Genomic DNA, 21,889 nt, shown 5'->3' on the forward strand with positions numbered 1-21,889 from the left:
TATCCGCCTTGGGATTGAGATTTTGTTTTTTATCAAAAAATTGTAAAGCTTCCCGGCAAAGTCGACAATTGTGTGTTGGTTCGCGTATGATGATTGAAGACAAGGAGTCGGTTATGGAAAAGATTATCAAAACCCAATCGGTCTTCAATGGCCATATTATTCAAGTGGACGTGCTAACGGTCAAACTGCCCTTAGGCGCATTGGCCCAGCGCGAAGTGGTGCATGCGCACGCGGCTGCAGGCGTTTTAGCTGTTGTTGATGGCAAGGCACTGTTTGTCCGACAATGGCGGGCGACTGTGGGTCAAGAGACATTAGAAATCCCTGCCGGTAAGTTAGACGCCCAGGAGACAGCTTTGGCGGCGGCTAAACGGGAATTAAATGAAGAAACAGGCTTAGCTGCTGGCCATTGGCAACAGTTAAGTCACTACTATCAAAGTTTAGGATTTTCAGACGCTGAAATGACGCTTTTTGCAGCCAGTCAGTTGCACTCCCCGACCCACAAACGGGTCCAGGACGCTGATGAGTCGGTGGCTGGCGAGTGGTTGACCTTTGCCCAAGCCAAAAGCGCTATTCAGCAGGGAATCATTTGTGATGCCAAAACGTTGCTGGCAATCCAATACTGGCAACAGATGGAAGGTGAACGGGATGGCGGAAATTAATACACGTAAGGCATACCGGGATGCGCAAGCCAAAGAGGCAGAAGCAGCCAAAGCCCGGGATCAAAAACGTCAGGAAGTTGAAAAAGAGTTCGCCCGTTCTCGCCGTAAAAAAGCGGAATTTGGCCAAACCGGTGAATTGAAGATTCATAGTCTTAAAGTCCGCTTAAACTGGGCGATTGGGATTGTTGTGGTACTTCTGCTGATTGTGACCGGGGTCATGTTCCTCTTGTAATTGATAAGTGAAATCATCTCGTGTAAGATAGTAACGCAAGCGCACCTGCGATTTTTGCAGGTGCTTTTATGATGAGGGGGACTTTTAGCATGAAAATTGGCGTTATTTGTGCCATGGAAGAAGAAATTCGTGAACTTTTAGCCGTGCAAACAGAACAAACAGAAACCGTGATTGGGAATCAACACTATTTTAGTGGCAAGATCAATGGGCAAGATGTCACCCTAGTTGAATCAGGAATTGGTAAGGTCCAAGCGGCAATGACCACAGCAGTTTTACTCGCCACCTTTAAGCCTGATACTGTGATTAACACTGGTAGTGCCGGTGGGATTGGCCAAGGTTTATCAATCGGGGATGTCGTCATTTCAACCGGTGTCGCTTATCATGACGTTAATTCGACAGCTTTTGGTTATTTACCGGGTCAACTACCTGGTCAACCACAAATCTTTGACGCTGATCCAACCTTGGTCCAACAAATCGCCGCAGCCGCAGAATCGGTCGACTTAACGACTCATACTGGGTTAATTGTTACCGGGGATCAATTCATCGCCCAGACCGCAGAAATTGAACGAATTTTGACCATTTATCCTCAAGCCTTAGCCAGTGAAATGGAAGGCGCCGCAATCGGACAAGTGGCTAAGGAATTCAATACGCCGTTTGTTGTGATTCGAGCGATGAGTGATGTTGGTGATGAAAGCGCCAGTGTCAACTTCGATGACTTCATTATTGATGCGGGCAAGCAGAGTGCCCAGATGTTACTTGCATTCTTGGGGCACCTTTCATAGTCGAAAGGAGTTTCGATTTAATTGGAGCATGTTTATTTAGATAATGCGGCGACCACCCCGATGGCTCCGGAAGTCATCACTGAGATGACGACGCAAATGCAAAATGATTTTGGTAATGCTAGCTCGACTCACTGGTTTGGCCGCCAAGCGCATACCGTGATGGATCAGTCACGCTTAATATTGGCCAACAGTATTAATGCCAAACCAAATGACATTATTATTACCAGTGGCGCCACAGAAAGTAACAACACCGCGTTGATGCAAACCGCCCACACGCGCCAAAACCTGGGTAAGCACATCATTACAACGGCCATCGAACATCCATCTATTCTGCGGCCGCTGGAAGCCCTGGAAGCTGAAGGGTTTCGGGTGACGTATTTACCTGTCAATGACCAAGGGGTGATTGATTTGGCAGATTTTGATGCTGCATTGGACGATGACACGATTCTAGTGACCATTATGTTTGGCAATAACGAGGTCGGTAGTCGGATGCCAATCGAAGCTATTGGTGAGCGGTTGATTAATCACCAGGCGTGGTTCCATACTGATGCCACCCAGGCTTATGGATTATTGGATATTGACGTGCAAGCGATGCATATTGATATGTTGTCCGTATCCGCGCACAAGATTAACGGCCCGAAGCAAATAGGGTTCTTGTACCGCGGTCCGAAGATTTATTTCCCATCCTTTATTCGCGGTGGCGAGCAAGAAATGAAGCGGCGCGCGGGGACTGAAAGTGTGGTTCAAGTGGCCGGTTTTGCTAAAGCAGTGAGTCTGATTACGCCAGAGGTGAAAGCTGAGCGACAGGCCCGGTATTTCGCCTTTAAGCAGCAATTAATGGCTCGATTGAATGCAGCAGACATTGAATTTGCAGTTAATGGCAGCTTGAATCCAGATAATTTAAACCATGTGTTTAATTTGTGGTTTAAGGGGATTTCGACCTATGCGCTGCAAACCAATCTTGACTTGGCTGGCTTTGCCATTTCAGGTGGATCGGCCTGCACGGCTGGCAGCTTAGAGCCATCGCACGTCCTGACAGCCATGTTTGGCGAGGCCAGTCCTCGCATTGGGGAATCCATTCGGACTAGCTTTGGGCACGAAACAACAGCTGAACAAATTGATGCGTATGCAGATGCGTTGATTCGAATTATTAATCGTATTAAAACTAAAGCGAATGCTTAATTAGAAGCGACAACTTCATCTTGTGTGGAGTGGTCGCTTTTTTTGTTGGCCAGAGTGTTGTCTGTTGGGTGCTTATGCTAAACTATAAGCAGTAGATTAATGAGGAAGGTGACAATATGGCACTGGCTGCGACAGGTAAGGCTTTAGGCGACAAGAATACGTACGGTATTAGTCCTGAGATTAAACGATATACATTGATGGATTTGGGGTTCACCCAAACCAAGAATGGTAATTTTCAACTCGAACGTTCGCTTGACCCTAATTCACCGTTCACGGCGGCAAACAAACTCAAGGTAACCTTCAGTAAAGACTTGAGTGCGTTCCAAATGAGTGTAACGACCGCAAACGGATTAAAAGCAATCAATATTTTCACCGACAGTAAGTTGGCGGAAAATGTCGAACAATACCAATATTTGGTTGATAATCTCATCGAACGAAATGTGCTTCAGAAGCAGTAAGTAAAACCGGCCAGTTGGCCGGTTTTTTGCTTGGCATTCTTACTTTTTCATAGTGTTGCCAAATCAATTCAGACTGTTATAATTAACGTTACTGGATTTCGACCTTCAAATCGGATAATTCCAGAATCTGATGAAATGATGGTGATAGTTTTGGACAACTCCAATATCCGTGTGGTTGTAGGAATGTCTGGTGGCGTTGATTCGTCCGTGACAGCACTACTCCTCAAGCAACAAGGGTACGACGTGGTTGGCGTGTTCATGAAGAATTGGGACGATACAGATGAGTATGGTGTCTGTACCGCCACTGAGGATTATGAAGACGTGGCCAAGGTAGCCAGTGAGATTGGCATTCCATATTACTCAATTAACTTTGAGAAAGAGTATTGGGATCGCGTTTTCACTTACTTCCTTGACGAGTATAAAGCTGGCCGCACCCCAAATCCTGATGTAATGTGCAACAAAGAGATTAAGTTCAAGGCATTCTTAGACTATGCTGACGAGCTTGACGCTGATTACATCGCCATGGGTCACTATGCACAGGTTGACGTCGACGCTAACGGCGTGGCGCACATGTTGCGTGGTGCGGATGCTAATAAGGATCAGACCTACTTCTTGAGCCAGTTGTCTCAAGAGCAATTAAAGCGGTCTATGTTCCCAATCGGACACATGCAAAAGTCTGAGGTTCGTGCAATTGCTGCTGAGTATGGTTTGGCCACTGCTGCTAAGAAGGACTCCACCGGGATTTGCTTTATTGGCGAGCGTAACTTCAAGCAGTTCTTAGGCACTTATTTGCCAGCACAGCCTGGTAAGATGATGACGCTTGATGGCCAAGAGATGGGCGACCATGATGGGTTAATGTATTACACCATTGGCCAGCGATCTGGTTTGGGCATCGGTGGGAATTCTGACAACTCTGATCCTTGGTTTGTTGTTGGTAAGGACCTCGAGCAAAACATTTTGTATGTGGGTCAAGGCTTTGAGAACCCAGCTTTGTATGCTACGAAGCTTGATGCCACGAACCTAAGCTGGACGACCGGTGCTGCTCGTGGGGATGAGTTCCATGTCACCGCGAAGTTCCGTTACCGTCAGGCTGATACTGGCGTGACCGTTAAGATGACCGGTGACAATACTGCCACCGTAACCTTTGACGAGCCCGTGCGTGCGATTACCCCTGGCCAAGCTGTCGTCTTTTACGATGGCGCAGAGTGCCTCGGTGGTGGGACCATCGACGTGGCGTACAGCGACGCTAAGGTTTTACAATACGTCTAAGTAATTAACAGCAGAACCTGCGGACTTTTTGTTCGTAGGTTCTTTTTGTGTCGGTAGAATTAGGCGCGACTTGATTTCGGCGGCAATAATCGCGATAATAAATAATTAGATGAAAAAGAGGAGGGCAATCGGTTGACACACTTGTATTTTGTTCGCCACGGCAAAACCCAATGGAATTTAGAAGGGCGTTATCAAGGCGCGCACGGGGATTCACCGTTATTGCCCGACAGTTATGCACAAATCACAGCCTTAGCCAAAGATCTGGCGCCAGTGCACTTTGATCATGCTTATGTGAGTCCATTACCTAGAGCTCAAACGACGGCTGAACATCTGATTGCTGAAATGCACCAAAGTATTCCGTTAACAATTGCCCCAGGACTTCAAGAATTCAATTTGGGCAAAATGGAAGGCCTCACGTTTGCCGAGGTAAAAAAACGATATCCTGAGGAATTGCATGGGTTCCGGGAAGCACCGGCTGAGTACGATCCATCAGCAATTGGTGGCGAAACTTTTCCAGAATTAATTGCGCGGATGCAACCAGTCGTCACCCATGCAGTGGCAGCCGATGTCACAGGAGAAGCCAATCTCTTGTTTGTGAGTCACGGGGCCGCGTTGGTGGCGCTTATTCAAAGCCTGCTGGGAACTCCCTTGGCCCAAATGCGCAAAGACGGTGGTTTGACAAATAGCAGTGTGACCATTTTAGCCACGGATCACGCCCAGCCACCCTATGAATTGATTAAATGGAATGACACCCACTTTTTAACGAAGAAACCTGAAGCAACAGATACGATTTAGGAGGAACTATGGCGATTTCAGACAGCTTTAACCAAGGTGACCATGATGCTGCTGTTCACGAGGCGATTGCAGCTGTGGATGCGAATCCCGATGAGCCGGCTCCCTATGCGACCTTAGCAACGCTCTTGACCAGTCTGGGTGACTACGACCAAGCCACTGAATTATTGGTCAAAAGCCTCGGGCGGTTTCCTGATGATGAGGAACTCCAATACAGCTTTGGCGTGCTCGCATTTGCACAAGGGGATGCGCAGTCGGCAATTAACCGGCTCACACCACTGGCCGCCTCCAAAAGCCAGTTGGGCACCGATGCCCAATATATGTTGGGCTTGAGTTATCAGGCCCTGGGCCAGGCCCCTAAGGCCTTGGCATTCGCGCTGACAGCTCATGATCGTCAACCAGACAAGGTCGATGCAGCCTTATTATCCGCAAACTTATTGCTCAGTTTGGGCGCTTTCTCAGAAGCAGAAGCCATGCTGAGACCATTTGTGGCCGACAACAATGCCCAGGTCCTGTTTAATTATGGGTTGGCGCTCAATGCCCAAGACAAAGATGGGACACAGTATCTAGATCAGGCCAAGGCGCTGGATCCCAAAACGTATAATCAACAGTTTGACCAACTCAAAGATATTAGTCGCTTCTTAAATTGGCGAGGGGAGAATGACCATGGCTGACCAAGACAGTGTGAGCGGCCGCGTCAAAAGTATTTTTTTCCAAAACCCCAATAATTTCTATAAAATCCTGTTGCTAGAAATTACCGCAACGACCATTCAGTGGCCGGATGCGGAAATTGTCGTAACGGGTAGTTTTGGTGATATTAAAGAAGATGAAACATACACTTTCACCGGCAAAGTCATCGATCATCCTAAATATGGGAATCAATTTCAGGCTGATAACTATCACGTTGATCGCCCCACGAATAAACAAGGCTTGGTGAAGTATCTTAGCTCGGACAAGTTTCCAGGCATTGGCCCTAAAACTGCCGAGCGAATCGTTGAGGCCCTGGGCGTTGATGCGATTGATCAAATCATTCAAGACCCTAAGTCGCTTCAAGGTTTGGGCTTAAATGCGAATAAACGCGCCGCCTTAATTGAGAACTTGAAAGCTAACATGGGGATGGAGCAGGTCATCATCGGTCTGAATGATTATGGCTTCAGTAGCAACTTGGCAGCTCGAATCTACCAACAGTATCAAACTGATGCCCTTGAGGTGATTCAAGAAAATCCCTACAAACTGATTGGTGATATTGAGGGTATCGGTTTTAAACGGGCTGATCAAATTGCTGCTCATCTAAATATTGCGCCTGATAGTCCGGTCCGGATTGAAGGTGGGATTATCGACACCCTTCAGACGATGACCGATGGCAATGGCGATACCTTCGTCCAATTGGAGCATTTGCTCGACGAAACCATTCGCTTATTGCAAAGCGCCCGGAATGTGGCGATTGCGCCTCAGGCAGTGGCGGATGGCATCGTGCAACTGGCTAAAGCTAATCAGGTCGTCGCTGATGGCAAGAAGGTTTATCCCAAGCGGTTATTCGATGCTGAATGGCAAATTGCCGAGCAGTTGAAAGCCTTGATGGCCGACCAAGAAGCAGTCAGTGATAAGGCGTTTAAGCAGGCCTTAAAGACGGTTGAACACAACAACGATATTACTTATGATGACACCCAAAAAAAGGCCATTGAAACTGCCATGAAAGAACCTTTATTCCTGCTCACTGGGGGACCAGGGACCGGGAAAACAACGGTGATTAATGGTATTGTTCAGGTCTATGCGACGTTAAATGATGTGTCACTCGATGTGAATCATTATACCGACGAGCCTTTTCCAATTATGCTCGCCGCGCCAACTGGGCGGGCGGCTAAACGTATGACTGAAACAACCAGTCTGCCGGCTGGCACCATTCATCGTCTGCTGGGCCTGGCAGTGGATACACAAGATTTTGAACCCAAAGAATTGCCTGATGGCTTACTCATTATTGATGAAATGTCGATGGTGGATACCTACCTGTTTCGAACGCTGTTGAATTCCATTCATGCGCATATCAAAGTGATTTTGGTTGGAGATAAAGACCAGCTGCCAAGCGTTGGGCCGGGTCAAGTCTTTGCGGATCTGCTGCGGAGTGGCGTTTTGCCGAGCCAAGAGCTCACCCATATTCACCGCCAGGATCAAGCCAGTTCAATTATTCCCTTAGCCCATGATGTGAACGCGGGGTATTTACCAGATGATATTCTGACGCCCAAAGTGGATCGGTCTTTCTTTCCCTGTGCGCCGGACCAGATTGGCGATGTGATTACGCAGGTCATTCAGCGGGCAGCAAAGAAGTTTAAGCCAGCAGATATGCAAGTCCTAGCCCCGATGTATCGGGGGATTGCCGGAATTGATGCCTTAAACCCGCTAATCCAGACACTACTTAATCCCAAGAAGTCAGCTCAGACCAAAGAGGTGACGTTTGGCGATAAGGTCTATCGCATTGGCGACAAGGTCTTGCAGCTAGTGAACAATCCTGAACAGAATGTGTTTAATGGTGAAATCGGGATTATTGAAGGGATTAATGACGCTAAGCATGCTGAGAGTAAAACTGATGAGTTAATCATCAGTTTCGACGGTAACGAATTGACCTATAAGCGGTCAGACTGGACTAAATTCACCTTGGCCTATGCAACCTCCATCCATAAGGCGCAGGGGTCAGAATTTGAACTGGTCATCCTGCCTTTAACCATGCAAAGTCAGCGAATGTTGAAACGAAATTTGCTGTACACAGCCATTACGCGGGCAAAACATTTTCTGATTTTGGTTGGGGACCCGCGCGCCTTCTCAGTCGCTGCAGAAGCAGTGGCTGACAATCGGCACACCAGTCTGATTGAACGGCTCCAAGATGTCATTGGCGGCAGTGCTCAGAGTCCACCAGACTCGGCGCCTGAAGTGACGCAGCCACCAACAGATTATCGGTTAACGCCCAGCTTGGTCAGGAGTCAAAGTATTGATCCGTTGATTGGCTTGAACGGGTTAACCCCGATGAAACGGGCAGTCCAGGAGGAAAAAGCATGAGTGATATACGCGACGAGTTAGAGATAAAACCAGTCACGATTGAACATTTAGAGCAATTTAATGATTTATTGAGTTATGTTTTTCAAGTGACAGCCAAAGAAGTCGAAGAATCTGGCTATGAAGAAGGCGAATTGGAACGTGCCAAGCGGCCAGTGTTGGAGAAGTCTGACGTGATTGGGTGGTTCCATGGGGACGACTTAGTCAGCCAGTTAGCTATTTATCCGTGTGTGGTGAATATTCACGGTCAGAAATATCAAATGGCCGGTTTGACTGGGGTCGGAACATATCCTGAATACGCCGGACACGGGTTGATGCATGATTTGATTTCAGTAGGTTTAAACCATATGCGTGAGCATAAACAGTGGATTTCTTACCTGTACCCTTATAGCATTCCGTTTTACCGCAAAAAAGGGTGGGAGATCATGTCAGATCACCTGACTTTTGAAGTCAAGGACACCCAACTACCAAGGCATGAAAATATCGTTGGCCACGTTGAACGATTGGAAATTGATGATCCAGATGTGATTCAAACCTATAATCGATTCGCTGAAGTCAACCACGGGGCGATGATTCGAAACCAATTGAATTGGGATGAATATTGGCGCTGGGAGAACGAAGAAGAGCGCATCGCCGCCGTTTACTATGATGAAGATGATGTGCCTCAAGGGTTTATTCTTTATTGGATTGCGAATGAAGTTTTCCACATTAAAGAAATGGTATACACGACACAAGAAGCTCGAGTAGGACTGTGGAACTTTATTGCGGCCCATTTCTCAATGGTGGACGTGGTGCGTGGCAATATTTATAAGAATGAACCCTTGCACTTTCTTCTTGACGATGGGGACATCAAACAGACGATTCAGCCCTATTTTATGGCCCGGATTGTCGATGTGCGTGAATTCTTGAAGGCTTATCCGTTCGCTGAAGTTGGTAAACCATTCCACTTTATCGTGTCAGATCCAATGGCTGATTGGAATCAAGGGACTTTTGGCGTTTGGTGGGATGAAAATGACCAAGTTCAGATCACTGATCGCCCTGTTGGTGAAGCAGTGACTGTGGACATCCAAACGTTGACCACGATGATGATGAGTTATCGGCGGCCATCCTATTTGGCCAAAATTGAACGCTTGACCGCCTCCAAGGCAGCCTTGAAGAATCTTGAAGCCATCATTCCAATGGATGAACCGTATTTTTCGGATTACTTCTGATCAAAAAAGCACTGGCCACAACCCAGATGGGTTAGGCCAGTGCTTTTTTAGTGCGTGGAAGGCTGATCGGGTACATGGGTGAGATGACTCAACCAGAATGGGTGGGGGACGGTGGTAAATTGCATATCGTAAGTGCGACTGCCGAGTTCTTCACCGTCCATCTGGCCATCTTCAATATCATTCATGCTCAGTTGAATATGGGCACTCCGGAAAACATGGACCGCGTCATATTTCGTGTGTCGACCTAGGAAGACTTGTAACACAAGAAACAGAAAGTAAAGTAGATTTGGTCGTTCCACTACAATCAAATCAAGTTTACCATCAGTCGGGACTGCGTCCGGCAGAATTTTGACGCCTCCGCCAAAGTAGGGATGATTGGAAGTGGTCACGAGAAATGCTTTTGAGATGTACGTTGGCTTCCCATCAACCGTCACAGTGAGGGGGAAGGCCGCTTGCCGAAAAAAGACACCAATAACATTGATAATGTAAGCCAATTGGCCCATGTGGATTTTGTTGAGCCAATTTTTGGCCTTACTGTGGTTAGCCGCTGAAACAATGGCTGCGTCAAAGCCAATCCCAATATTATTAACGAAGAAGCCATGCTGATGATGATTAGTTTCAGTAAATTCCCCAACATCAATATTGACGGGTTGACTTGTTTCCAGAATCTGAGCTAAAGCTTCTTTAGGTTTGGGACTGAGACCAATGCCGCGGGCGAAGTCGTTACCTGATCCCGCGGGAATATAAGCCAATGGCATGTCTGGATGGATGGTCGAGCGAACCCCAGTTAATGCCTGATTTAGCGTACCGTCACCGCCGATGACCAGAATAGCCGCTGGTGATTCGGCAGCAAAGTTACCAATTTGCTGTGCAAGTTGAACCGCATGCCCGGAAAATTGAGACACTTTCACTTGATAGTCGATTCGTCGTGCATCGAGCTCCGTTTGGATTTCCTGCCATACGCGTAACCCATTCCCGCCACCGGAAACAGGGTTCACAATGACGTAAAAAAATGGCACAGGCATGGTGAATTTCCTCTCTTTCAATGTTTAAAATTATACGCACGGATTTTAGAAAAAACAACGAAAATGTTTAGCTCAGGGCCTTATCTGACCAATTTCTTGGAATCTTCGCTATAATGAACTCAAAATTATAAGGAGTTGTCATTATGAGTTTAGACTTAGGAAGTTATGATTACGTTCAACGGGTATATAACCAGAATATGCGAATTGCCAAATATCGCCTCCCCAAAACCCTGGCCGATGGGATTCAAACGCCAATCGACGATGGCTTGATTAAGTTGACGCTGGATATTCAGAATCAGCGCGTGATTAAGGCAACGATTGTCACGACTAACCCACAATCTACTGAGTACATGCAGACATTCGAAGGGTTCGAATTTGGGTTCAATGCAGTCTCCACTTGGATTCAGAATTATGAAGAATCAACGAGCACTCATGGGCCATCAAAGGGGATTGTGAAGGGAATGTTGGCTGACTACAATACAACGCCTGACAATGTCTTGACTGTCTCTCTCACACGAGTATCCGGCAGTCCTGAAGAATAGCTGCATTCTGGTTAACAGGAATGAGGTCATGGGATGACTTTTCAAACTAGGTTATCTGATTTTCTGGTTGAATTCTTTCTGCTCCTCACGGCGTTTGGATTTCCAGTGATTGGCGTCCTGTCTGCTTTGGCCTTAGGTCATCGAGCGAGCAAGATCGTTAGTCCAACTGGGCAAAGACGTTTTATGGTTATGGCCCTATGGGTGCAATTCATATACATGCTCCTGCTTCTAGTAGGAACCTTGTTCTTTTACTAATTCTTTCCACAAAAAAAGAGTCGTTCCAGATGAATAATCTGGGGCGACTCTTTTGTTTGCTTAAAGCATGACTAGCATTGGTAAAATCATTGGGTGGCGTTCAGTTTGATCAAAAAGGAATTCCTGCAAGTTGCTGGTAATCGCATCTTTGAGCATTGCCTCAGTGACTTTATCATTGCCCGAGAAAGTATTCTTAATCGTGCGATAGACGCGCCGTTGGGCTTGATTGATCAATTCGCCGGATTCACGCATGTAGACGAATCCACGAGATAATAGATCAGGGCCAGCCAAAACGGCTTGTTTCTGCATGTTGATGGTCGCAACGACAACGACAAGGCCTTCTTCAGACAACATGCGCCGATCACGAATGACGGCGTTGCCGATATCGCCAATCCCGTTACCATCGATGTAAACATCGCCAGCAGGGAAGTGGCCAGCTCGACGTGCGGAGTGATCCGTCAGCGCGAGAACATCACCATTTTCCATGATGAAGCAGTTCTCAGCGGGAACCCCACATTGCTGAGCGAGTTCTGTGTGAATCTTTTGCATCCGGTATTCACCATGGCAAGGCATGAAGAACTTTGGTTTAATCAAGCGTAACATTAATTTCTGTTCTTCTTGACCACCGTGTCCAGAAGTATGGATATTGTTGACTTTACCATGAATGACTTCCGCGCCAGCTTCACTCAGTTGATTAATCACGTGGTTAACACTGGTTGTGTTCCCAGGAATTGGGTTCGACGAGAAGATGACGGTATCACCAGGTTGAATACTAATCTGGCGGTGCGTTCCGTTGGCAATCCGAGAAAGGGCAGCCATTGGTTCACCTTGTGAGCCGGTACATAAAATCATGACTTCATTGGCTGGCAAGCGATTCAGTTCGTGTGCATCAATCAGCACATCATCGGGAATATCTAAATAACCTAATTCCCGGCCATTCACAATTGCCGTTTCCATTGAGCGACCAAAGACAGCAATTTTGCGCCCGTGGGCCATAGCTGCTTCGGCGGCTTGAGCGACACGGGAAATGTTTGAGGCGAAGGTCGCAAAAATAATCCGGCCTTCAATGCCATCAAAAATGTGACGAATAGAGTTACCGACGAACCGTTCCGACTTGGTGAAGTTAGGGATTTCGGCATTGGTACTGTCAGACATCAATAATAAGACGCCTTCTTGGCCTAATGCTGCCATCCGTTGCAAGTTGGGAGCGGGTTGGTCACCAACAGGGGTCAAGTCGAACTTAAAGTCCCCAGTTTCAACAATCACACCTTGAGGGGTATGCACGGCAATCCCTAAGGTATCAGGAATACTGTGCGTGGTCCGGAAGAAGTCGACCTTGGTTTTGCGGAACTTTAAGACGGTATCTTCATCGATGACTGTCAAATTGGTACTACGCAACAAGCCGTGTTCTTCCAGTTTCCCGCGAATCAGGGCTGCTGCCAAGGGCCCAGCGTAAACAGGCACATTTGGCAATTGCTTGAGGAAGTAAGGAATCCCACCAATGTGGTCTTCATGCCCGTGAGTAATTACGAGGCCTTTAATCTTGCTTTGGTTTTGGACCAAATAGGAGTAATCAGAAATAACATAGTCAATCCCAAGTAAATCATCTTCGGGGAACTTAATCCCGGCATCGATCACAATGATTTCATCTTGGAATTGAATCCCATACATGTTCTTCCCAATTTCGCCTAAACCACCAATCGCAAAGACGGCGGTTTCATTGTTCTTAACATTAAGTTTCATTGGTTAGAACTCCGTTAGTTTAAAGTCAGGTGACTTTTGCTCGTAATCAAGGAAGTTCCCAGAAAGTTCTTGAATGAATTCAATGTTGTATGGGGCATTTGCTTCAATCAATGCACGAGCAGCCACCGCTGAATCTGCCTCAACATAGAGGGTTTGTGTGGTTTCGCGTTTTGGGTTTTTCACCTTGTCTTCTTGATATAATACTTTGTAAATCATAGTAAGCTCCTTTCAGTGTACACAAAGATGACCCCACTTTTGGGGAAAGGTTTGCGTATTACCGGTCAGTTTGTTGATTGCTCAACGATTAAAAACAGTTTAGCATACGTTGGCTTTAATGTATAGAAAGGGGCGATTCTGAGCTAAGCTTTCATCCCTTTGAATAAGTACGGTATACTGAAATGAATGTAGGAGGTGCCAGCATGGTCATTGGAATTATCGTGCTTTTACTTATGGTCATTGGCGTTGTTTGGTGGCGGCTCACACGCCGAAAGCGGGCCATGACTGTCTTATTACGGCATAGTCAACGGGTGACGGATCGCGTTGTGACACAGGCCCTGGCCCAATTGAATTTAGAAGCGCCGGCAAGCTCTCAAGCCGTGGCTGATGTTTGGGGACATGGGGTGATGGCGTTCTCCTATCACGTGCCTGCACCTGAATCGATCAGTGAAGAGACGCTAAACGCTGCTTTGGCGACAGTTGCGGATGATGAAACCATCGCCAGTTCTGATATCAGCTATCCCGCCTTTGTTGTCACAGACTTGTGGCATCGCGACAATAAATTGAATTTCGATGTCGCTTTCATTACAAACCAGGCGACTATTGATTATGTTGAAGACCTCAGTCGTTTGACTGAATAAACCTTTGGAGGTCCAAAATTGAAACTGATGTGGCAATACACCAAGCGCTATCCCAAACTTCTAGCGCTGAATTTCTTCTTTGTATTTGGCTTTATCCTGATTGAACTAGGATTGCCAACATTATTAGGTCAGTTGATTGACCATGGGGTGGAACCCAAAGATTTGAACCGCATTTATCATTATGGTTGGTTAATGGTCGCAATTAACCTCATTGGCCTGATTGGCTTGATTGGTCTGGCTTATACTGGATCGAAACTCAGCACCGCCATCATTCGCGATATGCGTGATGATATTTTTAAACATGTCGTCCGGTTCTCGCACACCGAATACGGTGATTTTGGGGTCAGTTCTTTAATCACACGGACAACTAATGATGCTTTTCAAGTGATGACGTTCTTACAAATGGTCTTGCGCACCGGCTTTATGACACCTTTGATGTTCATTGCTAGTGGGGTGATGATTGTCAGAACCGCGCCCCAGTTGTCTTGGGTTGTGTTCTTAGCCGTCCCGGTGCTGTTACTCGGCGTTGTGGTGATTGGCCGGTTCTCAGAACCACTGTCTGATCAGCAGCAGGCAAATCTCGACGGGGTCAATCTGACCTTACGGGAAATTCTATCGGGTATTCGGGTGATTCGGGCGTTTGTGAGAGAGAAGTTCTTTGCTAACCGCTTCGCCAAAGCAAATGACCAGTACGCGAATAGTTCAATTAAATTATTCACTCTTATGGCAGTGGCTCAACCGGGATTTTCTTTCATCTTTAACATTGTTTTTGCTATTATTCTTTGGCTCGGCGCCGTCCAAATTGATGCTGGCCATTTGGATGTCGGGTCGCTGATTGCCTTCATTGAGTATATTTTTCACGTTCTCTTTAGTTTCATGCTTTTTGCGAGCGTCTTCATGATGTACCCCAGAGCGGCGGTGTCTGCCTACCGGATTCAAAAAGTACTCGCGGCGCAAAGTGAAATCGACGAAAATGTCGGTGGCGTCACCGTGACGCAACAGCGTGGAGAAATTAGTTTTGATCACGTCACGTTTGCCTATCCTGGCCACAGCGAAGCACCAATTCTGCGAGATGTCAGCTTTTCGGCCCATCAAGGCGAAACCGTTGCCTTTATCGGCAGTACCGGGAGCGGGAAGTCGACCCTTATCCAGTTACTACCGCGGTTCTTTGATGTGAATGAAGGCCAAATCACAATTGATGGCGTGGCCGTGCCGGATTTCCAATTGCGCAATCTGAGGCAGCGAATTGGCTTTATCCCACAAAAAGCGCTGTTGTTTACTGGCACCATTGCTGACAATCTGCGCTATGGTAACCCTGAGGCAACTGAAGACCAATTATGGGCGGCCCTAAACATTGCCGAAGCGGCGGATTTCGTGGCGGAACTTCCTGATCAGTTGAATACGTATTTGAGCGAAGGTGGGAGCAACCTTTCAGGCGGGCAAAAACAACGCCTCGCAATTGCGCGGGCTATTGTTCGGGAACCAGAAATCTTCATTTTTGACGACAGTTTCTCTGCGCTTGATTATGCGACTGATGCGCGTTTGCGCAAGAACTTGGCGCCAATAACGCGCGATAAGACGACGCTGATTGTGGCCCAGCGCGTGGGAACGATTATGCACGCCGATCGCATTGTGGTCCTTAATGAAGGTCATGTGGCCGCGATTGGCACCCACAGGGAATTGTTGGCTAACAGCCCGTTGTACCGCGATATCGCAGAATCGCAATTATCTAAGGAGGAGTTGGCAGAATGAAACAATGGCGACAATTTGCACAATTGCTCCGTTACTTGAGACCTTATCGACGCTTGTTCTATGGTGCCCTCCTGGCAACGGTAATTTCGGTCGGCTTAAACGCTTTATGGCCAGTGATTATGGGCTTGGCCATCACTGAAATAGGGAATAACTTGGCCGCTCACGTCGCAATCAATTTTGACTATATTCAAAAGGTCATTGTCCTCATTATTTTGGAAGCACTAGGCTATCAAATCACATTGTTCTTGTCATCGTGGTGGATGACCTTGGCTGTCCAACGGGCAATGCGCGATTTGCGGGCGGCACTCACAGATAAAATTGACCGATTGCCGGTGAGCTATTTTGATGCCCATCAGCAAGGAAATCTGCTTTCACGCGTGACCAATGATGTGGATGCGATTACTAATGCCTTTCAACAAAGCTTTATTCAAATTGTCACCTCGATTGTTGGTATTATTTCGGCCGTGATTATGATGGTGTTGATTAATCCGTTGATGACACTGTTATCGCTTATCATGATTCCTTTGTCATTAGGCATTTCTCGAGCGATTGTCCATTATTCACAGCCTTACTTTAAAGGCCAGCAAAACGCTCTCGGGGATTTAAATGGTTATATTCAAGAGAATTACACTGGCTTTACGGTTTTGAAGGTGTTTGGGCAAGAGAATCAGGCCATTGAGAAGTTCAGAACGGTTAACCACGCCTTAGCAGATCAAGGCTTTAAGGCAGCCTTTATTTCTGGCCTGATGATGCCTTTAGTAGGGATGACGGCCAATATGACTTATGCGGCTATGGCGATGCTCGGCGGATACAATGTGGTCGCTGGCATCATTTCGCTAGGTAATTTACAGGCGTTCATCCAATATATTTGGCAGGTTAATCAGCCGCTCTCGAGCTTGACGCAATTGGCCGGCGTGATGCAAAGTGCAGGGGCGGCGACAGCCCGGGTGTTTGAAGTTCTCAATGCCTCCGATGCGCCGCAACAAAGGACCAGTGCTCAGTTGCCAACGCCAGTGTTGGGCCGAGTCAGTTTCAATGATGTGAGTTTTGCTTACCATCAGGACCAGCCTTTGATCAAGCATCTTAGTTTCGTGGCCAACCCGGGTGACACAGTCGCGATTGTCGGCCCAACTGGGGCCGGGAAAACAACACTCATCAATTTGCTGATGCGCTTTTATGATGTGGATGCTGGCGCGATTGAGATTGATGGGGTGAACACCCAATCGCTCACCGCCGATGTTGTTCGCAAACAATTTGGGATGGTGCTGCAAGATGCTTGGTTGTACCATACAACCATCGCGGATAATATTCGCCTGGGCCGCATAGACGCGACGGATTATGAAGTCGTCGATGCCGCTAAAACAGCCAATGTGGACCATTTTATTCGGACACTACCTGATGGCTATCAAATGGTCATCGACGAAGAAGCGCAGAATGTTTCCCTCGGCCAAAAGCAGCTTTTAACCATTGCCCGGGCCGTGATTGCGGATCCAAAGATTCTGATTCTCGATGAGGCCACCAGTTCTGTGGATACACGCTTGGAAGGCCTTTTGCAGACAGCCATGGATCGCGTCATGCAAGGGCGAACGAGTTTTGTCATTGCCCACAGGCTCTCAACCATACGAAATGCCGATTTGATTCTCGTGATGAATCACGGTGAGATTATTGAGCAAGGGACCCATACGAGCTTGCTTGCCGATAATGGCTTCTATGCCAAGCTGTACCAAAGCCAGTTTGGCGATGCAGACGATCCGGTTTAATCCAAAAAAAGACCTGCGATTCCTCAAAAAAGGAATTCGCAGGTCTTTTTAATTAGGTGATGTTATTCGATAATGACGGCATCGGGTTCAATCGTGAATGGTTTTTCTTGATTAATGTGGTCGTAAAACAGGATGCCATTAAGATGATCGATTTCATGCTGGGCAACGATGGCGGGGTAGTTCTTGAGTCGCACTTTGACAGTTTCGCCGGCCATATTCTGATACCGAACGGTAATTCGGTCATGGCGAACGACATAGCCGGGGATGTCTTTATCCACTGACAGGCAACCTTCGCCTTCGGCCAGTGCAGCGGGCTGCACACTGTGGCTGATAATCCGGGGGTTGATGAGGACATCTTTAAACAGAATCTCGTCTTCAGCACCGGGAACTAACACTGCAGCCATTGCTTTACCAACACCGACTTGAGGGGCAGCTAGGCCAACGCCTGGACGTAAATGATACTTCTCATTTTCGGTTTCATTTTGACTGATTTCCAGATATTCCATCATGTCATGTGCCAATTGTTGATCGGCTTCAGATAAAGGAAAATTCACTGGTTCGGCGATGTCGCGCAAGACCGAAGCACCGTCACGCGTAATATCTTTCATTAAATACACACTACTGACCTCCGTAATTTCGATTCTAAATAAGCTTACCACAGGATTTTTTTTGCGCAACTTGCCCTAAGGCCATTTTCCTTGTAATATCACGCTTTTCTTGACACATCGTATTAATCCTGCTACGTTAATAAAGAATACTAATAGATGCTTTCCGTTAGGTGAGGCTCCTATACGTACAACGCTGCTGCTCAGAAACATCGAGAGATGCCAATTGAGTCAACTGGAACTGCCCATCAAGGCTTTTTCTAATGTAGCTGAGTAACCTCTAGGCGTATAGTGCTAAAACTAAACGATTGGGATGCGAAACTTTTGCGCGCACTCAATCAGTGGGCCTTTTTTGCATCTATTAAAGAAAGAGGGTGGCATAATGGAACAAACAGCAATTGGTGGTAGTAGTGATAAACCGGATCCCGGAAGGTTTGTCATTATGCCGCCGCAACATCTAAAATAGGTGGCATCGCAAGCCTCTCGGGTTTAGAGAGGAGATTGACGATGTTGAAAATTACAAGTGGGTTAACACGTTTAGAAATTCAAAAAGCGCGTTTAACGCAAGTACCACAAACTTTCGATGGTGCGTTGCGTTTCCGGTTGTTGCCAATCTTACTCCTCGGTTTAGGAGGAAGTTTGGTCACAATTGGTGAGTTTGATCAATGGGTCGTCGCCGGCTTGATTATGGTGCTGGCTGCAATCGTTGGCTTGGGTGCGCATCTGGCTTTGGTTCACTATCTGACCCAATTGCAAGATCGTGAAGCCAACGTGTCAGTGATTCGTGATGGCCTGGCATTCATTGTGCCTGTTGGTGAATTAGTTGCAGGTGATTTGGTTGTCGTTCACGCTGGTGAGCGCACAGCGATTGATCTTCTGGCAGATCGGCAGAAGTTTGTGGTGGCACCAGTATTGAACTGGCTGCTCGGCCACAAAGCGCAAACTGTCGTGCCTGCCGGTGCGATTGCCGTTGAGAACTTGACTGCCACAGTGGCAGGCCATAATGGTCGGGTTGCTGATCAAGTCGTTCAAGATTTCAATGCTCAAGCACCAATGCCTCAGGCTGCCACATTAATGAATACTGTCACTGCAGTTATCGCAGGTTTGCGGATGGCTGCCGTGACACAAGTTGCTGGTGTTTTGCCTCGGCTAGGCGACATGTCTAAGCAAATTTTGCGTGAACAACAAGGACTATTGAAAGTCCTGTCCGGGTTCTTCAACCGGATGTCCCTGGTTGGCCAAGTGCGTCATCATGTGAGTGAGAGCGCCTTTCGATACAACCAGGACCCAGTCTCGTGGCCCTTGCCTAATTGAGATTTTGATGATTAATAAGAACTCGTCTTCTGGCGAGTTCTTTTTTTGTGCCTGAAAAGTGGCTATTGATTTCGATTTGATTTTCACAAGCTGCCCTTTTTTAGGTGTATTAATCGGCCTATTCCTGTTTTAATCACATTGGAAATGAAGTGAATGAAAGCTTGATAATACAACGATTAAAGCTGTGATTCAGCTTAGTAAAACGCTTGCAAAACTTATCTGCTTCTGTTACGCTCTAATTGTGAGAGAAGAAACTAATACAGTTTTTTTGCGGCAGTATAACAGAATGAGTGAAAAGAGGTTCTGAATATGGCAAAGCAACAAGCAGTCAACTTCGACCAGTTGTTAAAGCAACCGGCTGAAATGTTTTCAACCGTCCAAATTCTTGATGAGGTGGGGAAAGTCGTCAATCCGGATATCATGCCAGATTTAACGGATGAACAACTGGTTGAACTGATGTCCCAAATGGTGTGGTCACGAGTCCTTGATCAACGGGCCACAGCCCTCAATCGCCAGGGTCGTCTCGGTTTTTATGCGCCAACGGCCGGTGAAGAAGCCAGCCAATTGGGCAGTAATTTTGCGATGAAACAAAGTGATTGGCTTCTGCCTGGCTATCGAGATGTGCCTGAACTCATTCAACACGGCCTGCCCCTTGATAAGGCCTTTTTGTGGTCACGGGGACATGTTGAAGGCAATGTGTACCCAGAGGATTTCCATGCCTTGCCACCACAAATCATTATCGGCGCCCAGTATGTCCAGACGGCTGGAGTTGCCTTGGGCTTGAAGAAGAACGGTGCCGATGAAGTTGCCTACACGTACACCGGTGATGGCGGGACCTCTCAGGGTGACTTCTATGAAGGCATTAACTTTGCTGGGGCCTTTAAAGCACCTGCCATTTTCGTTGTCCAGAATAATGGTTATGCGATTTCCGTCCCCCGCGAAAAGCAGACTGCGGCACCAACATTAGCGCAAAAGGCAGTGGCTGCCGGCGTCCCAGGGATTCAAGTCGATGGGATGGACGCATTAGCTGTCTACGAAGTCATGCATGAGGCTCGCGAGTTCGTAGCGGCAGGCAATGGTCCAGTGTTAATTGAAACGCTGACGTATCGTTATGGGCCGCACACGTTATCTGGGGATGACCCAACGCGTTATCGGAGCAAGGAAACCGATGATTTGTGGCAAAAACGTGATCCGCTGATTCGGATGCGCAATTACCTGACTGACAAAGGTATCTGGAGGCAAGAGCAAGAAGGTGCCCTGATTGAACAAACGAAAGATGAAATTAAGACGGCGATTAACAAAGCCGACCAAGCACCAAAACAAACCGTTTCTCGTTTCTTGAAAGATACGTACGAAGTTGCCCCACAAAATGTGGCCGAACAACTCGCAAAATTTACCACCAAGGAGGCCAACTAACATGACGCAAAAGACAATGATTCAGGCGATTACTGATGCCCTGGATTTGGAGCTGGCCAATGACCCTAAGACCCTGATTTTTGGGGAAGACGTTGGGAAAAATGGTGGTGTATTCCGGGCCACAGATGGCTTACAAGCAAAGCATGGCGAGGATCGCGTTTTTGATACGCCACTGGCTGAGTCCGGAATTGGTGGCTTAGCGATTGGGTTAGCTCTGACAGGCTGGCGGCCAATCCCTGAAATTCAATTCTATGGTTTCATTTTTGAAGTGATGGATAGTATCGGCGGTCAAATGTCACGGATGCGCTACAAAATGGGCGGCACGCGCCAAATGCCAATCACCATTCGCGCGCCGTTTGGTGGGGGCGTGCACACGCCAGAAATGCACAGTGATAACTTTGAAGGCCTTGTGAGCCAATTTCCTGGCATGCGGGTCGTGGTACCAAGCAACCCCTATGATGCTAAAGGCCTGCTGATCAGCGCGATTCGCAGCAATGATCCTGTTTTATATTTGGAGCACATGAAGCTCTATCGGTCATTCCGTGAAGAAGTTCCTGATGAAGCCTATGAAGTGCCATTGGACAAAGCCAGTGTCACGCGTGAAGGCTCAGACGTGACGATTATTACTTATGGGGCCATGGTCAGAGAAGCGGCCAAGGCAGCGGAAGCCTTAGCAAAAGATAATATTGATGTTGAAATTATTGACTTACGGACAATTGCACCACTTGATGTTGAGACCCTGATTGCCTCGGTTAAGAAGACGCACAAAGTTGTCGTCGTGCAAGAAGCTCAACGGATGGGTGGCGTTGCCGCGAGTGTGATTAGCGAAATTTCCCAACGGGCTATTCTCTCATTAGACGCGCCCATCGGATTAGTGGCAGCACCAGATACGCCATTCCCATTTGGGGAAGCCGAAAGCATCTGGCTACCAAACGCGGCTGATATTGAAGCCAAGGTTCGTGAAACAGTCGATTTTTAAGAGAAGGG

The 21,889-nt window shown here is 47.3% G+C and carries 21 protein-coding genes and 1 riboswitch; of the genes, 17 read left to right on the forward strand and 4 right to left on the reverse strand.

Annotation, left to right across the window (positions count from 1 at the left end):
- Positions 1-113: 113 nt before the first annotated feature.
- The 10 genes from FC34_RS01155 (at position 114) to FC34_RS01200 (ending at position 9,633) form a co-directional block, all read left to right on the forward strand.
- Complete coding sequence (locus FC34_RS01155) at positions 114-659, forward strand: NUDIX hydrolase (RefSeq protein ID WP_235803379.1); 546 nt, start codon at positions 114-116, stop codon at positions 657-659.
- The gene (locus FC34_RS01160) at positions 646-891 is read left to right on the forward strand and encodes a hypothetical protein (RefSeq protein ID WP_057893547.1); all 246 of its coding nucleotides are present in this window, start codon (positions 646-648) and stop codon (positions 889-891) included. The genes FC34_RS01155 and FC34_RS01160 overlap by 14 nt, the downstream gene beginning before the upstream one ends.
- 89 nt (positions 892-980) lie before the next feature.
- On the forward strand, positions 981-1,673 hold the full coding sequence (locus tag FC34_RS01165) for a 5'-methylthioadenosine/adenosylhomocysteine nucleosidase (RefSeq protein ID WP_057893548.1): 693 nt from the start codon (positions 981-983) through the stop codon (positions 1,671-1,673).
- A 21-nt stretch (positions 1,674-1,694) separates the two neighbouring features.
- Entirely contained in the window at positions 1,695-2,855 is a 1,161-nt protein-coding gene (locus tag FC34_RS01170; protein WP_057893549.1) for a cysteine desulfurase family protein, read from the forward strand.
- Positions 2,856-2,971: 116 nt separating this feature from the next.
- Positions 2,972-3,313 (forward strand): DUF1831 domain-containing protein, encoded by a 342-nt coding sequence (locus FC34_RS01175; protein ID WP_057893550.1) that lies wholly within the window; start codon positions 2,972-2,974, stop codon positions 3,311-3,313.
- A gap of 135 nt (positions 3,314-3,448) precedes the next feature.
- Positions 3,449-4,582, forward strand: a complete 1,134-nt coding sequence (gene mnmA, locus FC34_RS01180; protein WP_057893551.1) for a tRNA 2-thiouridine(34) synthase MnmA — start codon at positions 3,449-3,451, stop codon at positions 4,580-4,582.
- 132 nt (positions 4,583-4,714) lie between these two features.
- Entirely contained in the window at positions 4,715-5,377 is a 663-nt protein-coding gene (locus tag FC34_RS01185; RefSeq protein ID WP_057893552.1) for a histidine phosphatase family protein, read from the forward strand.
- 8 nt (positions 5,378-5,385) lie between these two features.
- Positions 5,386-6,048 (forward strand): tetratricopeptide repeat protein, encoded by a 663-nt coding sequence (locus tag FC34_RS01190; RefSeq protein WP_057893553.1) that lies wholly within the window; start codon positions 5,386-5,388, stop codon positions 6,046-6,048.
- Positions 6,041-8,425, forward strand: a complete 2,385-nt coding sequence (recD2, locus tag FC34_RS01195; protein ID WP_157052199.1) for an SF1B family DNA helicase RecD2 — start codon at positions 6,041-6,043, stop codon at positions 8,423-8,425. Before FC34_RS01190 ends, recD2 begins: the two co-directional genes overlap by 8 nt.
- On the forward strand, positions 8,422-9,633 hold the full coding sequence (locus FC34_RS01200; protein WP_057893555.1) for a GNAT family N-acetyltransferase: 1,212 nt from the start codon (positions 8,422-8,424) through the stop codon (positions 9,631-9,633). Before recD2 ends, FC34_RS01200 begins: the two co-directional genes overlap by 4 nt.
- 47 nt (positions 9,634-9,680) lie before the next feature.
- Here the strand turns inward: FC34_RS01200 and FC34_RS01205 are convergent, their stop codons facing one another.
- Positions 9,681-10,658 (reverse strand): diacylglycerol/lipid kinase family protein, encoded by a 978-nt coding sequence (locus tag FC34_RS01205; protein ID WP_057893556.1) that lies wholly within the window; start codon positions 10,656-10,658, stop codon positions 9,681-9,683.
- Between the two features lie 143 nt (positions 10,659-10,801).
- Between FC34_RS01205 and FC34_RS01210 the strand changes: the two genes are divergently transcribed.
- On the forward strand, positions 10,802-11,200 hold the full coding sequence (locus FC34_RS01210) for a hypothetical protein (RefSeq protein ID WP_057893557.1): 399 nt from the start codon (positions 10,802-10,804) through the stop codon (positions 11,198-11,200).
- Between the two features lie 315 nt (positions 11,201-11,515).
- Here the strand turns inward: FC34_RS01210 and rnjA are convergent, their stop codons facing one another.
- Both rnjA and FC34_RS01225 read right to left on the reverse strand, forming a co-directional pair.
- Entirely contained in the window at positions 11,516-13,198 is a 1,683-nt protein-coding gene (gene rnjA, locus FC34_RS01220) for a ribonuclease J1 (protein ID WP_057893559.1), read from the reverse strand.
- 3 nt (positions 13,199-13,201) lie between these two features.
- The gene (locus FC34_RS01225; protein WP_057893560.1) at positions 13,202-13,414 is read right to left on the reverse strand and encodes a DNA-dependent RNA polymerase subunit epsilon; all 213 of its coding nucleotides are present in this window, start codon (positions 13,412-13,414) and stop codon (positions 13,202-13,204) included.
- Positions 13,415-13,617: 203 nt separating this feature from the next.
- Here FC34_RS01225 and FC34_RS01230 point away from each other — a divergent pair, with 203 nt between their 5' ends.
- The 3 genes from FC34_RS01230 to FC34_RS01240 are packed head-to-tail and all read left to right on the forward strand — an operon-like array spanning position 13,618 to position 17,567.
- Positions 13,618-14,055, forward strand: coding sequence for a hypothetical protein (locus FC34_RS01230; RefSeq protein WP_057893561.1), 438 nt, complete (start codon positions 13,618-13,620; stop codon positions 14,053-14,055).
- Between the two features lie 18 nt (positions 14,056-14,073).
- Positions 14,074-15,807: an ABC transporter ATP-binding protein gene (locus FC34_RS01235; RefSeq protein WP_057893562.1), complete on the forward strand. Its 1,734-nt coding sequence runs from the start codon at positions 14,074-14,076 to the stop codon at positions 15,805-15,807.
- Positions 15,804-17,567: an ABC transporter ATP-binding protein gene (locus tag FC34_RS01240; protein WP_057893563.1), complete on the forward strand. Its 1,764-nt coding sequence runs from the start codon at positions 15,804-15,806 to the stop codon at positions 17,565-17,567. The genes FC34_RS01235 and FC34_RS01240 overlap by 4 nt, the downstream gene beginning before the upstream one ends.
- A 62-nt stretch (positions 17,568-17,629) precedes the next feature.
- Here the strand turns inward: FC34_RS01240 and def are convergent, their stop codons facing one another.
- On the reverse strand, positions 17,630-18,184 hold the full coding sequence (gene def / locus FC34_RS01245) for a peptide deformylase (protein WP_057893564.1): 555 nt from the start codon (positions 18,182-18,184) through the stop codon (positions 17,630-17,632).
- 146 nt (positions 18,185-18,330) lie between these two features.
- Positions 18,331-18,492, forward strand: a riboswitch (M-box (ykoK) riboswitch).
- 187 nt (positions 18,493-18,679) lie between these two features.
- On the opposite strand from def, the gene FC34_RS01250 reads away from it, so the two are divergent.
- The 3 genes from FC34_RS01250 (at position 18,680) to FC34_RS01260 (ending at position 21,881) form a co-directional block, all read left to right on the forward strand.
- Positions 18,680-19,486 (forward strand): hypothetical protein, encoded by an 807-nt coding sequence (locus FC34_RS01250; protein WP_057893565.1) that lies wholly within the window; start codon positions 18,680-18,682, stop codon positions 19,484-19,486.
- Positions 19,487-19,795: 309 nt separating this feature from the next.
- Positions 19,796-20,902 carry a pyruvate dehydrogenase (acetyl-transferring) E1 component subunit alpha gene (pdhA, locus tag FC34_RS01255; RefSeq protein ID WP_057893566.1) on the forward strand — a complete coding sequence of 369 codons (1,107 nt, stop codon included), beginning with the start codon at positions 19,796-19,798 and terminating at the stop codon, positions 20,900-20,902.
- 1 nt (position 20,903) lies between these two features.
- Positions 20,904-21,881 carry an alpha-ketoacid dehydrogenase subunit beta gene (locus tag FC34_RS01260; RefSeq protein ID WP_057893567.1) on the forward strand — a complete coding sequence of 326 codons (978 nt, stop codon included), beginning with the start codon at positions 20,904-20,906 and terminating at the stop codon, positions 21,879-21,881.
- Positions 21,882-21,889: the final 8 nt, after the last annotated feature.

The sequence above is a fragment of the Lacticaseibacillus brantae DSM 23927 genome, from assembly GCF_001436115.1.
Taxonomy (GTDB): Bacteria; Bacillota; Bacilli; order Lactobacillales; family Lactobacillaceae; genus Lacticaseibacillus; species Lacticaseibacillus brantae.